The following is a 13289-nucleotide window of genomic DNA, read 5'->3' as shown; positions in this document are numbered from 1 at the left end:
CAAAAGATTTAGTACAACAATTTTTATTTTCTGTTTATCGTATGTTTCTTAATTATCCTTTAATTAAGCGTATAGTTTAATTGATCGTGTATTTGTATACGGTTTCTCTTACAAGCAAAATATTTTAAATTGGATACATTAAATTCGTACTTATTAAAATCACGATGCAGTCTACAGGTTTTTGAAATACCACCTGTAGTAATTATCTAGTATCAACGGAGTGATTATTCTTTTACTCTTGGATTATTTGTCGTAAAATGGAATCTATAGAACACTAGACTAAATATAGAAAGAGGAGTCTATGTAGTGGGACATAATAAAGCTGTATACATATCTTATAGTTGGTCAAGTGGTACACATATCGAGAACGTCAGAAGACTTGCGAGTAGTCTTGTACGTGACGGAATCGAGGTGAAAATTGACATATGGGAATTGAAAACCGGGGATGATGTCAATGTATTTATGCGGAGTATGGTTGATTCAGAAGAAATTCAAAGTGTGCTGGTTATCTGCGACCAGGAGTACAAATTGAGGGCGGAAGCAGGCGTTGGGGGTATCGGAGCGGAAGCAGACATTATGAAAGAAGCTATCCATGGGCAATCCAGACAAGATAAGTTTATACCTGTGGTCTTTGAAAAGGATGAAAAGGGTGATCCCTATTTGCCTTCTTTTCTTGCATCACGCCTATATATCGATATGTCTTCTTCGGATCGGTTCGTTGAGGGATACGAGTTGCTTCTTCGTCAGTTGTACGATGTTCCTTTGCATTCGAGACCGCAACTTGGTTCGCCGCCCTCCAACTTATTTACAGGGAAAGACACAGAACAGGATGTGGAGAAGGTTCGTAACTGGCAACAAAAAATTATCGAGTATGGAGATGAGGATTTCGTAGTTCCTTTATTTCAGTATTTCGGAAAAACTAAGGACAGGAATCCCGAAGCTATCCTTCTCCTTGGAGATACGATTGCCAAGGACTTAAACAATCATATCTGTAATGTGTTGTTGCTTGTGACTGATCCCTGGACGATTTTAAATGTGTTAAATAAATTTGGTCTTACAAAGCTATTTTTGGAAAGAGTCATTGCTTATGCTCAGAAAGTTGAAATCAAACGCTTTGAAAATCATAAATATACCGAAATACTGCTCAAATTGTGGAATTATTTTGATGACCTTCATGGACTTGAAAATAGCTATATCAAGGCTTTATACAGACATGTGTCGCAGGCGGATGAGAACCGGCAGTTGGGATGGGACGATTACGGAATCAATATGATTCGTTCCATGATTCGATTGCTTCCTTCCCATCTGGTCATTCTTCTTTTAGAGGAGTACAAACGATCAATCACTGGACATTTTCCTTCGTATGCATGGTTTACTGCTCGAGAGGAACATCAGATTCAAACAATTATCCGTAACAGCTCATTTAATGAGAAACAGAAAGAAAAGATGGAGTTTAAGTATACCCAAGGATTTTACGTCAGGATCGGGATTACTTCGTCCATTTATAAGGAAATTTGTAGTCTGTTGTCGGAGGATTACAACAAGCCTCGAGTCAAAAATCTAGATGTATTTGCTAACCAGGCAAATCTCCGGTTTTTTCATAAGTACACCGATCAGGAGGTCTTGTATAAGATAGGAACGGTCGAGGATGTAATTCACTATCATGTCGAGGTTAGAGGGAAGGAACTCATCGTCGCCCAATGGAACATGGCGGAAGATGGAATGATTGACGTTGAAGGGACGTACGGAAACAAAAACTTTCGAATCCGTGAAACTGACCATAGAAAATTAGAAGAAAAGGTAAAGGAACGACTGCGGATATTTTTTGGAAATTCTTTGGAAATGAATCCAACAGACAATCAGCCGCCAGAAAAGGAGGGTAAAGTGTCGATAAGTCTCATAAAACCATCTGTCTTCATTGGTTCATCGAGCCAAGCAAAACAAATCACCACAGCTATTCATGCAAATCTGGAAGAGGAAACGGAGCCGACACCATGGGATATTTATCCGTTTCAATTAAACAACAGTACGTTAGATGGATTAATTGCTGCATTGGACAAAAGTGATTTCGCCGTATTCTTGCTTGCACCCGATGACCAGATTATATGGAAAGGCCAGCAAATGTCAGTGGCGCGTGATAATGTTTTGTTTGAACTTGGTCTGGCTATCGGTAAACTGGGTAAGGAAAGGACCTTCTTTTTGGCACCGAAAGATCTGACTGACTTCCATACACCGACTGATCTGTTAGGTATCACTTCTGTGCGATACGATAGCAAGCGGTCAAACAACTATAAAGCAGCTACTTTGACGGCATGCGACACCATCCTGTCCACCATACTTGAGCTGGGACCAAGAACGAAAGAAGTCATCTGAATCTCACGTTACAAAAAATTATAGGGATCCAGTGATAGGGGGCAAGGGCACATGCAACTAACTAAGGATACTTTCTTTTATATTGCATTATTTTTAGTTCCGGGTTTCATTATGAACAATGCATATTCTACTTTTGTACCACAACGAATATTAGATCAGCAAACAGCCATCTTGAGATTTTTATCCTTCAGCTTTCTAACATTCGCATGTTCATATTGGTATATGTACGAGAAAGTGGAGGAGAAATACTGGCTTCATCATCCTCTATTATGGATTCTGCTTTTAGCAACTACGATTATAATCTTACCTTACCTTATGGGAGCATTCTTGGGAATTGCAACTTCAAAAGATTGGTTAAGGAAATTATTTCTATACTTAAGACTCAATCCAGTTCATGCAGTTCCTACTGCTTGGGATTATGTAATGGTAAAAGGCGCATATGTAATAATTACCTTAAAAGATGGAAGGGTAGTTTTTGGGAAGTATTCGGGAGGATCATTTGCATCGTCAGTTCCAGAAGAGAGAGATGTTTATATAGAGGAGCAATATAGTGTTGAAGGTGATGTATGGACTCTACTTGACCGATCGCAAGGTATATGGATTTCAAAGGATCAAATACAATTTATTGAATTTAGAAGCCTTTAGGGGGAGGTGAAACAATGGAAAAGCGTCCAGCAAGTAATATAGGTCAACAACAAAACGGGTTACAACCTACAAGCTCTATAAATAAAGGGCTTCAACCGAGACAAGCCCCATCCAATAGTAGTAATCCACCGTCTGGTGGAAGTAGCGTTAAAAAGCCTTAAATCGGGAGTGTGTAATATGAATAAGCCAAAGCCAGATAATGGTCATCAGCCGGGGAAAGAAAAACCCGGCAGTGTTCCTCCTAATTCAGGGAGTGGCGTGAAAAAACCATAGTACTAAAGATAAAAATGATTCATTTGTGGCTCTTTTCAGAGTATTGAGAACCTCAGTCGTTAAAACGACCTGAGGTTTCTTTGGCGTCCAGGTAAAGAGTGATTGGAAAACGGAAGGATCACCCTACTCTTCGAGACGATCCAGGTTAATCGAAATCTTCTTCATGTTCTGCACGGCTGCCACCATCGGTGTTATCAAGATAGTTGTCGTGAATCCTTAAGAAAAGTAGTAGTTAGTATATCGATTTTTGTTTAGCTTGAATAGGCGCCACTAGCTAATGTATATGCATAAACGGTTATTATCTTTGCTGAAGGAGACTACTTGAAGAAGAAATTGCGTATATAGTAGTTTAATTTAAATACAGAAAACTATTGAGATTAAAGTGAGTCAATGGACAAATATTACAAAACCAATAATTAAAAATAGGGGAGATTAGAACTATATTATAACAAGATTAGAAGGGGATTTATGATAAAATGAGGAAAAGGAGATATGATTTTGTCGGATATTAAAATTGAGGTTTACCCAGCTCTAGAAGGGGATTGTTTCTTAATACGAATGAACGATCAGAAAAAAACGAATATTCTAATAGATGGTGGCTTCTCTGAAACATATCATGATTATTTGAAGCCCCGGCTGTTACAAATGGCCAAGAACGGTGAAGAATTAAGTCTTGTCATCGTTACACACGTTGACCAAGATCATATTGAAGGTATTATCGAACTGTTTAATGAGAATGGGACAGCAGATGATCCTAAGGTTATTCCTATTAAAGAAGTTTGGCATAACAGCTACAGGCACCTGAATTTTCTGAATCAAAAAAAAGAAGAGGAGCTGGATAAAAACGAGATAAGTATCCTTAACGGAATAACTAGCCAATCCTCTATTATTAAAAGCGAGCGAAATAATGAGCCCAATAAAGATATTAGTGCAAAAGATGGATCTACTTTAGCTGGATTGCTCTATGGAGGGAAATATAACTGGAATAGATTATTTGATGGTTCTGCTATTAATTGTGATGAGAAAGCATATATTTCGCTGACTTCTGAAATCAATATATATCTGTTATCTCCCAATTCAGAAAAATTAAAAAAGTTGGAGAAAACATGGATAAAAGAATTACGAAAAAGCAAGTATGACTTTAAACTAAACGAAAGTAAAATATTTGATGATGCTTATGAATATTATTTGTTGTCACTACATGATGAAAATGAGGCTAATGAGAGTAAAGATATATCTGGTAGACAGGAAAAAATTAGTCTCGATAATCTTTTGAAAAAGAAATTGAGTTCTGACAATTCTGTTGTTAATGGGTCCTCTATATCCTTTATTCTGGAGTATAAACAATACAAATTATTATTTCTAGCTGATGCTCATCCAAATATAATTCGAGAAAATATACAAAAATTAGTGAGTAATCAAGAGTGCAATCCTTTTTTTGACATGATAAAAGTATCTCATCACGGAAGTTACAGAAATACCAGTGTTGAATTACTTTCTTTAATCGACTCCCCTATCTATCTATTTTCTACAAATGGGAGACAAAATGAACACCCTAATATGGAGACACTTGCCAGAATTATCTCTAGAAAAAGTATTAAAAGAAGGCTGGTATTTAATTATCCTATATCTAATGAAATCTTACTTGATGAAGCCTTAAAGAGAAACTATTGTTTTACAACTGATTTCTCCAACGGCCAACAGATAAAAGTAATTGAAATTCAGAAAGGATAGTTAGAATGACTACATATGAAAAAGCAGTAGGAAGGTTGCTCTGTGGGGATGATGCAAAGGATCGAGCTACAGTGTTTCTTATCTCTCCTACTAGAGCAGTGACGGCCAGACATGCAATAAATGAATATTACTTGGAAGGTAAAGAAATAATTCTTGAATTTTGTAATTTAAATAATCAAGTAATTGAACGTAAAGGGGAACCTTTAAAGGCATTTGAAGATACCAAAATGCCTATTTCCATTTTAGAGTTGAATGAGCCTATACATTGTGATTTGTATTTGACATTTTGTAATTATCAAATACAAAAAGAAAATATATATGAAACATATGGATACCCTGTGGCTAAATGGGGAGTTGGGCACTTTACAAAGAATAATGTATTGAGAATAGTCTCAAATGATATGACAAGACCATACGATTGGGATATTGATTTGAACTACGATGGAAATATGGTGGATTTTAGCGGTCTCTCTGGAGCCCCTTTGTTTGTGGAGGGGAATTTAGTTGGTGTTATTTTAACAGAATCCATAACAAGCGGTAGAGTCATTTCAATTGGATCGGTTAGTGTACAAAGACTTAGTGAGGCTCTACTCAAGTTTAACATTCCAATAGAAGAACCTATTCCTGAGTTCAGTATGGATGAGATATATGAAATTGATGAAGGCATGGATTTTTCTGAGTCCATGTTCATTATGAAGCTTGAATCAGCAGGAATATTTGATCATGAGGATTGCCAACAAGAGTTTTTCAATGCTGAGATAGCAAGCAGTTCGATAGCAAGCAGGGGCTTTTTATTTGAAATTAAGGAATTCTCAATGTTAAAAGAGAATGTAAAGAGTATATGGAAAACACAGCATCGACCATATAAAGAAGAGAATGATGGAAATGAACTTTTAGCTAAGGTTTACGAAAGAGTAGAAGATCTAAATAATTCAACGCTTAAAACAAGTATTGAGATACCACTGCTTGTTAAAAAGGGCATCCTTCATCAATTATCAGATGAATGCAAAGTTGGATGGGTTAAAAACTATAAAGCTAGATTAATGAGCTACATATCGGAAAGGAATGAGGAGAAGTGATTATAGATCTAGATTTGATCAATAGTGACTTGACTCTTAATTCAATAAGAATACTAACACTTATTTCTGAGTTCGAATCCAAGAAGTCTTTTAGTATGAGTCTTAACCGTGTTATGCTTTATGACTTTTTTATGAAATTCCCTCGCACAATGATACCATCAAATGAAATAACAGAAGGAGAAATAAAAGACTTTAGTGAACGTTATTCATACTTTCATTGGCAGCCAGATAGAGAAGAATATAATCTCTATTTAAGATATTTATTGAGTAAAGATCTAGTTCAAAAAAGAATAATAAGTAATGAATACAGTTTTTATATTAATCAAAATGGTAAAGATGTTCTGGGGCAAATGCAGAGTTCTTACTATAAAGAATTAGCTAAGCTTTCTAAGTATATAAAACAGTCCTTGTCTAATTTAAGTGACACTAAAGTTGAGAGTATGATTATAGAAAAGTTGGAAGGTGTCCAATATGAGTAAAAAAATTCGATTAGAAAAATTGACATTGGTAGGATTCCGGAAAAATTATGAAGTGTTTTTTAAAAAAGGGTTGAATTACATTTCTGGTCCTATGTCGACTGGTAAATCATCTATTGCGGAAATGATTAATTATGCTTTTGGAAGCGAAAAGCATAAAGCCTATATAGAGATAGGGAAAAGTTGTAAGGAAATCGAATTGGATTTTTGGATTGGGGAAGAGAAGTTTAGAATTATTCGACCATTATTTGAATTTACAAGACCTGTAAAAATATTTAATTGGGATCAGGAAAAAGGAGAATTTGATAAAAAATTCGACTTGCTTGAGATCGACTCGCCTGCAAATGAGAATTCATTATCTGCATTCTTGTTGAATCATATAGGACTACCTAAAATTACTGTTGCCAATCAGGCGTTTAGTTTTAGGGATTTGTTTAAATATTCATACGTAAAACAGTCAACTATCGATTCTGAAAACTTATTGATGGAAAAGACTTCTGGATCTAATTTAAAAAGAAAGCCTACTTTTGAAATAATATTTAATATATATAACGAATTATTAGGAGACTTGAAGCAGCAATTAAAAGAGAAAATAAGTTACATAGAATTTTTATATAACAAAAGACTTGGAGTATATGAATTTCTGAAAGAAATGAATATGTTAAGTCAAGAGAGTTACCAGAATGAAAGACAACGACTTTTAGAAATATTGTCTGAAGAAAATCGTAAGCTCGAAAACTTGAAAGCAAGCGGTACCTATGATGAGTCTTTAACATTAGTCTTAGAAAGCGGAATAATGATTTTAAAAGAAGATGTAACGAAGTTAGATAAGCTTATCGTTGATAAAGAAAAGTATGTGGACAAGTTGTTTTTTCTTAGAAATCAGTATTCACGAGAAATGCAAAAGATCGATTTCATTGTAGAAGGAGCGGTAATATTAAATAGTTATAATTATAGTTCATGTCCATCATGTTTAAATCCTATAACTACTAAAGAAGGATGTAATTTGTGTGGAAGTGAGCTTGAAAATCTTTCAGAGCAAGAAATATTGATTTTTAAAAGCGAAAATCGACGATTAACAAAAAAATATAATAGTTTGCTTATTTTTATTGAACAACAAATAAACGGCATTACTGATCTCCAAAACGAAAGAAACATACTACTAGAAGAGTTGCTTATAAAACAACGCGAATTAGATCACTTGAAGAATCATTATTTAAGTCCCTTCTTTGAGCAAATTCAACAGTCAAATTATAAAATTGGAAACGTGTATAGTAATTTAGATCAATTAGAAAAAAGCACATCTGTTATAAATCAATTTTCAAAAATCACTCAAAATATTATCGAAGAGGAAGCATTACGTGATTCATTAAAAATATCAATTGAATCAATTGAAAAAAATAAAGTATCTAAAACTGATTTAATCCATAACCTTTCTGAATTATTTTTTAATATACTTGAGGAGTTTTCATTCCCTAAACTTAATAATGCTTTTATTAAAGAGTCGAATTATTTACCTTATGTCAGGGGAGTGAAATACGATGAATTAGGAAGTGGTGGAGCTGTCACAATGACCACCATGGCCTATTTCTTAGCTATTGCTCTTCTATTATTTAAAAATAAAAATCACTTAGGACTTATTATAATCGATTCTCCGAGAAAAAATTTAGGGGCAGATTCTGAATTTGATGATGATTTTAAAGATGAAGATATCTTTAATTCAATTATTAAATATTTTGATTCATTAAAAGACAATGCCTTGGTAGAAGATATTCAATTAATTATTATTAATAATGGGCACCCTGATTTTGTGAATGATAAAGATATCATTGTGAAATTTGACGGGAAGGGAACTCGTGACTTGTCTTATGGATTAATTGATGATATTGAAAATTTGTAAATTATATTAGTGGTAATTTTAATCGAGATTCATCTTAAGGGAGTAAAATATATATGGGCAATGAGAAAAATATATATTCGATGATCTATTTCCAGAACTGTTTAAGAAGACGCCCCTTCAAAAAGAAGGAGACACAGTTTTTGAATTAGCGTATTGGCAGAGAGAAATCAGAGCTTTAGGAGAAGAAGTTTTATTATGCGAAAACACTAAAACTGGGGCGAATATCCTAATCCATCACTCTCCAATAGAAGGTGACTTATGTGTATTAATTCTTAAAAGTACTATTTTCTCAAACGAAGGTGTTAATTCACTTACACGATAAATGTTCCTAACATACAAAGAAAAGTTTGAAATAATGGAAATAGCGGACATTCGTATGGAAGACAACGATATCAACAATGGCTATGGATCAGTTTTAATGAAAGTATTGTTACTTATTATTCAGCGATATTCTCTACCGATTAAATACGTAACAGGATGGATCTCTGGAGTGGATTGGGATCATGTAGAAAGGAGTAAGCACTTTTATGAAAAGTTTGGGATTCTGAGTTGAGTTAGATCATTCATTAAAAGAAGGAACTATTTTAATGATAAATCCTTCAAACTGTGGGAGCAACGACCACTATAATAACCTTAATTATACTCCTGGAATAGCGGGGTTACTTTCGGAATTTAGGGGAGAGAAATAGTATCGTTGTAAGGCGTGTTTAATATATAAGTACCCTGCTAAACTATGGTAAGATATTATCATTGTAAACAACTCTTTTGGGAACGGATTATGCCAAGAATTAATACAGAAAACAACGACTTATGCTAACAGTCGTTACAAATCGTGCCAAAATTACGTTACAAGATCGCCGAAATAAGCCCCTTTTAGTGCCAAAGTGAAATACAACTCACAGTCGCTCGGGAGTTCTTAAAAAAGGGTAAGCGCCCAGATCATGAGGAATGGCGGAATAAGGAATATCTGAGGGATGAGGATTTCGTTACGGATGCGATATTGTACTTCGGCATTGGATTCGATGAAATGCATCGTCAAGGAGCCATAGTGAAGAACTGGCAGCCATTCCAAGTGGAAATGCCTCTTATCGACCACAACATCTATAAGGACGAAATCCTCAAGAAATACGGCATCAGGCAGCCTGTCTTGTACGATTACGGATTTAGCCATAACAACTGTAACGGACGCTGTGTAAAAGCCGGACAGGGGCACTACAAGCTGTTAAAAGAGCAGATGCCAGATGTATTCAAGAAAATCATGGAACAAGAGCATCACCTAAAAATATGCGTATCAGCTTATCGCTACATCAAGGATACGGAAATGGACGAAGACGAGCGGCAAATGATGTATGAAGAACTGGACGATGCCTACCGGGATTACTTTTATGATCGAGCTGAGAAACCAAAGGTGTATATCCATCCAGCAGCTGGCTCAACGGACATGACTATTCAACAATACAGCTTCATGAAAAAAGGCGGAGCACCTTACCCGATCAGGGATCTTCATTACGAGGTTGAGGACGACATGCAAATAGATTTGTTTGATATCGGCGGCTGCGGTTGTTTCGTAGATTCGTTTGCTGCTGAAAGTTGAGAAGTATAACAGGCTATACAGCCTTAAAGGAGAGATAACATTGAGTTTAATGGACGTTAAAATTCATATTCCAGAGATACCTGCAGAATGGACGCAGCGTACCCGGTCAGGACATACGAATGTCTGGAACGGTCACTTTTATCGGAACGGATTGCCAGAAGTGAAACTTGATCCACCGCAACATGGATTATATGCAGAGCGTTTTGACGACGGATGGTATTGGGTATGTGACTGTCCCAAATGCCTTGGGAAAGATGATCCTTTCCCATATATCGTGTGCGACGAACATAATCGTTGCGAAACATGCGGCATTCACAGGAGTGAGTTGAAGGAAAAACCAGCATGGGGAGTTCATGGTGGGTGGCAATGTAATTTCTGTCACACAAGAGAACACGAAGCCCGGAAAAACGCTGCTATTGAAGCGGCGAGGGAACAAGGGCACTCGGAAAATGACTGCTGGTATACTGACAAACTTATCTGCCCAGTATGCGCTTCGGAATGTACAAGTGATGATATTGATCCGGAAGATCAAGATGTAACATGTTATGTCTGTGATACCAATTTCACTGTTGAAATCGAATACGACTTGGCTAATTTAGGATTAATCAACTCTGAGGAAGAAGAGGATTGAGGCTATCAGCCTCTTTCCCTGGGAGGGGAGAACACATTGAAGAATTTTGATATATACGAGTATTTAGCTGACTTTGTTAGTGATGGGAAATCAAAAGACGGAGATGAAATCCTTATAAACATTGATGGTCGGAAGATATGTGTAGTTACTCCTCAATTTAAGGAAGAAGAAATCAGCTTCAAGATTGTAAAACGGTATTAGGGAGGGGAGAACAACAGACGGTCGTTCAAGCTGAAGGAGCGACTATCATACCGAGCAGATCCTCGAAATGATCATACGGCCCACGCTTCGCTCGGATTATTCAGTCGATTGAAGGCGGCTTTGCCGCAAAAACCAAAGGAGCGGTAAACATATGTCCACTATAGAAAAGAAAATGTACCGGATGAAGGCGCAAACCGAAACCATAACCATAACAATGTTTCCTAAAGTCGCAACTACTCATGAAGAGTCTGAGAATGAGGCAAAGAAGCATCTGCCTTTTGAAACAAAACCTTTTGTTGTAGAGGAAATCTGCTCAGAGGAAGAGTGGAAAGAAGGACAGCCTAATTTTTGCCCAAGGTGCGGATCAAGAACCAGCTTTGATGATAACGGTTTTTATGAGTGCTCGGACTGTGAAGCACAAGGACATGTAAGTGTAGAGATCTAAAGTGACTGATTGGCCGAAGGCCTCCGAATCGACCGCAATACTTAGGCGCAGCCGGAGGCCGTATAGAGCCTTTAGATCCATAATCCAAGTAAGGGAGAGATAACAGGGATGCGATACAGAGAAACAGAACCGCTCAACGAAGGCGATGTTGTTGTCATGCACACTTGTGTTGAAGCGAGAAATCCAAAAAATCATGGGAAGTTATGGACGTGTCGGACGGATCAATTCACACGAGGAAAAGGGGTGTATGAACAAGACTCGATTTTCCTTCATGGATTCAGCGGTTCCTTTGCTCCAGAGTTCTTGCAAAAGGTCGATGTATCAGAATACACGGATGAGATAGATCGACTACGTAAGGCACTGGAAGAAGCAAATAAGAAGATAGATGATTTAAAGCCTAAATTCATGGGTCAACTTCCTAGCGCGCTGAGATGGTATAACGAGGAACCAGCTAAAGGGGAGGATGAAAGGGAATGAGAAGTTTAAGAGCTTGGGACGATCAGCTCGAGAAGATGCTGTATGCAAACATAGAGCAATTTGACGATATGCTTGGGTATCGGTTTAGCGAACATTTTGAAACAGTTGGTCCTATTTATCAATGGGGTACGGGAATCGAGGATAAGAACGGAACAGAAATATATGAGGGAGATATTGTTCGAATCGAAGGTCATCCATTTGAAGGACCAATGAAGATAAACGGAAATTACGAGGTAGGATACAACGATCGAATGGAACTTTGTTGCGGAAGTCTTCTGCTTCATAGGCAACTACCTTATGTGACTGTGATTGGAAGCATGATTGAACATCCTCACCTATTAAACCTTCCTAGGGAGAGTGAAGAACAATGATCCAGTGGAAAAAGTATGATCCAAGGAAACCAGTGAGTCATATTCCATACCTAGTAACTAACGGTGATTATGTATTAAAGGCAATCCACGCGAATTATAGAGAAGTTGGATACACATGGGGCGATGGTGAAAGAGCGTTTCTCCCCGATGTCACCCACTATGCAGAGATAAACCTTCCTGGGGAGGTAGACCAATGAACTTGCTCGAGCATTACATCAAAGAAATTGTCAGTGTTGAACCGTATGAGGAAGATTGGACAAAGGAATTTGATAAAAAGTTTTTAAAAGTTGTAGTCGTTGTCAATTGTTACGGCGTAGTTGAAACGAGAGGTACAGTAGTTACGGAAAACGAATGGGAAATAGCAAAAGAACGAGGGTATTTCATGTGGTAGGAGGGTCAGGGAATGATTAAACAAGAGAAGCTTATATCAGATTTAATAGAATATTTAGAAAGCAAAATCACTGAGAATAAAGAGTTAATTGAAGATGGCGCAGAGCCTGATTATATCAACAGTCTTTATGGAAGAATCGAGGGCATGGATATTGCTATTGAGAAGATCAAGGAACTGTTTGATCCAGTACCCACCATTAATCCGGGAGATAAAGTGAGATACAAACGCAACTCTGCATATGGTTTGGGTGAAGTTAAGGGGATTGATGCTTTTGTGAAGTTTGAAGCTTTGGCACACTCAACCCGCGTTAGTCCTGAGGATCTGGAGGTAGTAAAGGATGAGTAGAGACTGGCATAAGGACATGGAAAGTGTTGAGAGCTTTAAGCGCACTCAAGCTCTGCTCAATGGCATTCAACCAACTTGGCATGGAGAGTTCAGTAAACCTGAACCAGATGTACTGATACTTGATTACTGGCTCCAACAATATGCAGCAGAGAAAGAACGAGCTGATAAAGCCGAAGCAGAAGCCGAGAAATGGCGTAGAGAAGCTTTCCGTAAGTACCCGACACCGGAAGCCTATGATGCAGCATGTACAGCCTTACACAAGCACAGAGAACGTGCAGACAGATATAGAGATCTTGCAGATAGATTGGAAGCTGAACTGGCAGAGTTAAAGGCAAGTAAGGGTAAGGAGTGAGT

16 protein-coding genes are annotated in these 13289 nt (G+C 37.2%); all 16 read left to right on the top strand.

What is annotated here, in order from left to right; translation table 11 throughout:
• Positions 1-306 precede the first annotated feature (306 nt).
• The 16 genes from BK126_RS04615 (at position 307) to BK126_RS04540 (ending at position 13287) form a co-directional block, all read left to right on the top strand.
• Positions 307-2373 (top strand): TIR domain-containing protein, encoded by a 2067-nt coding sequence (locus BK126_RS04615; protein ID WP_076311498.1) that lies wholly within the window; start codon positions 307-309, stop codon positions 2371-2373.
• Positions 2374-2424: 51 nt separating this feature from the next.
• The gene (locus tag BK126_RS04610; RefSeq protein ID WP_076311497.1) at positions 2425-3018 is read left to right on the top strand and encodes a DUF6338 family protein; all 594 of its coding nucleotides are present in this window, start codon (positions 2425-2427) and stop codon (positions 3016-3018) included.
• A gap of 771 nt (positions 3019-3789) precedes the next feature.
• Positions 3790-5025, top strand: coding sequence for an AVAST type 1 anti-phage system MBL fold metallo-hydrolase Avs1a (gene avs1a / locus BK126_RS04605; protein WP_076311496.1), 1236 nt, complete (start codon positions 3790-3792; stop codon positions 5023-5025).
• 5 nt (positions 5026-5030) lie between these two features.
• Complete coding sequence (locus BK126_RS28700) at positions 5031-6104, top strand: hypothetical protein (RefSeq protein ID WP_083655712.1); 1074 nt, start codon at positions 5031-5033, stop codon at positions 6102-6104.
• Positions 6101-6583, top strand: a complete 483-nt coding sequence (locus BK126_RS04595; protein ID WP_076311495.1) for an ABC-three component system middle component 2 — start codon at positions 6101-6103, stop codon at positions 6581-6583. Before BK126_RS28700 ends, BK126_RS04595 begins: the two co-directional genes overlap by 4 nt.
• On the top strand, positions 6576-8480 hold the full coding sequence (locus BK126_RS04590; protein ID WP_076311494.1) for an AAA family ATPase: 1905 nt from the start codon (positions 6576-6578) through the stop codon (positions 8478-8480). Before BK126_RS04595 ends, BK126_RS04590 begins: the two co-directional genes overlap by 8 nt.
• 1048 nt (positions 8481-9528) lie before the next feature.
• Positions 9529-10074 (top strand): hypothetical protein, encoded by a 546-nt coding sequence (locus BK126_RS04580; RefSeq protein WP_179085510.1) that lies wholly within the window; start codon positions 9529-9531, stop codon positions 10072-10074.
• A gap of 40 nt (positions 10075-10114) precedes the next feature.
• Positions 10115-10705, top strand: coding sequence for a hypothetical protein (locus BK126_RS04575; protein ID WP_083655711.1), 591 nt, complete (start codon positions 10115-10117; stop codon positions 10703-10705).
• A gap of 36 nt (positions 10706-10741) precedes the next feature.
• On the top strand, positions 10742-10906 hold the full coding sequence (locus BK126_RS29295; protein WP_179085509.1) for a hypothetical protein: 165 nt from the start codon (positions 10742-10744) through the stop codon (positions 10904-10906).
• 151 nt (positions 10907-11057) lie between these two features.
• Complete coding sequence (locus BK126_RS04570; protein ID WP_076311492.1) at positions 11058-11351, top strand: hypothetical protein; 294 nt, start codon at positions 11058-11060, stop codon at positions 11349-11351.
• A gap of 108 nt (positions 11352-11459) precedes the next feature.
• The gene (locus tag BK126_RS29705) at positions 11460-11828 is read left to right on the top strand and encodes a hypothetical protein (RefSeq protein ID WP_076311491.1); all 369 of its coding nucleotides are present in this window, start codon (positions 11460-11462) and stop codon (positions 11826-11828) included.
• Positions 11825-12199, top strand: coding sequence for a YopX family protein (locus BK126_RS04560; RefSeq protein WP_076311490.1), 375 nt, complete (start codon positions 11825-11827; stop codon positions 12197-12199). The genes BK126_RS29705 and BK126_RS04560 overlap by 4 nt, the downstream gene beginning before the upstream one ends.
• On the top strand, positions 12196-12396 hold the full coding sequence (locus tag BK126_RS04555) for a hypothetical protein (protein WP_076311489.1): 201 nt from the start codon (positions 12196-12198) through the stop codon (positions 12394-12396). Before BK126_RS04560 ends, BK126_RS04555 begins: the two co-directional genes overlap by 4 nt.
• A complete protein-coding gene (locus tag BK126_RS04550) occupies positions 12393-12590 on the top strand; it encodes a hypothetical protein (protein ID WP_076311488.1) in 198 nt (65 codons plus the stop codon). The genes BK126_RS04555 and BK126_RS04550 overlap by 4 nt, the downstream gene beginning before the upstream one ends.
• Before the next feature lie 12 nt (positions 12591-12602).
• Positions 12603-12935: a hypothetical protein gene (locus BK126_RS04545; RefSeq protein WP_076311487.1), complete on the top strand. Its 333-nt coding sequence runs from the start codon at positions 12603-12605 to the stop codon at positions 12933-12935.
• Complete coding sequence (locus BK126_RS04540) at positions 12928-13287, top strand: hypothetical protein (protein WP_076311486.1); 360 nt, start codon at positions 12928-12930, stop codon at positions 13285-13287. Before BK126_RS04545 ends, BK126_RS04540 begins: the two co-directional genes overlap by 8 nt.
• The last annotated feature ends 2 nt before the right edge of the window (positions 13288-13289 follow it).

It is taken from the genome of Paenibacillus sp. FSL H7-0326 (assembly GCF_001955535.1).
Taxonomy (GTDB): Bacteria; Bacillota; Bacilli; order Paenibacillales; family Paenibacillaceae; genus Paenibacillus; species Paenibacillus shunpengii.
This window is presented reverse-complemented; position numbering and strand designations above follow the sequence as displayed.

What these genes read in the sequence shown, in the direction of transcription:
- BK126_RS04610 (WP_076311497.1), top strand. Translation starts at nt 2,425, where the DNA reads ATGCAACTAACTAAGGATACTTTCTTTTATATTGCATTATTTTTAGTT.
- BK126_RS04540 (WP_076311486.1), top strand. Translation starts at nt 12,928, where the DNA reads ATGAGTAGAGACTGGCATAAGGACATGGAAAGTGTTGAGAGCTTTAAG.
- BK126_RS29705 (WP_076311491.1), top strand. Translation starts at nt 11,460, where the DNA reads ATGCGATACAGAGAAACAGAACCGCTCAACGAAGGCGATGTTGTTGTC.
- BK126_RS04570 (WP_076311492.1), top strand. Translation starts at nt 11,058, where the DNA reads ATGTCCACTATAGAAAAGAAAATGTACCGGATGAAGGCGCAAACCGAA.
- BK126_RS04545 (WP_076311487.1), top strand. Translation starts at nt 12,603, where the DNA reads ATGATTAAACAAGAGAAGCTTATATCAGATTTAATAGAATATTTAGAA.
- BK126_RS04560 (WP_076311490.1), top strand. Translation starts at nt 11,825, where the DNA reads ATGAGAAGTTTAAGAGCTTGGGACGATCAGCTCGAGAAGATGCTGTAT.
- BK126_RS04550 (WP_076311488.1), top strand. Translation starts at nt 12,393, where the DNA reads ATGAACTTGCTCGAGCATTACATCAAAGAAATTGTCAGTGTTGAACCG.
- BK126_RS04555 (WP_076311489.1), top strand. Translation starts at nt 12,196, where the DNA reads ATGATCCAGTGGAAAAAGTATGATCCAAGGAAACCAGTGAGTCATATT.
- BK126_RS28700 (WP_083655712.1), top strand. Translation starts at nt 5,031, where the DNA reads ATGACTACATATGAAAAAGCAGTAGGAAGGTTGCTCTGTGGGGATGAT.
- BK126_RS04590 (WP_076311494.1), top strand. Translation starts at nt 6,576, where the DNA reads ATGAGTAAAAAAATTCGATTAGAAAAATTGACATTGGTAGGATTCCGG.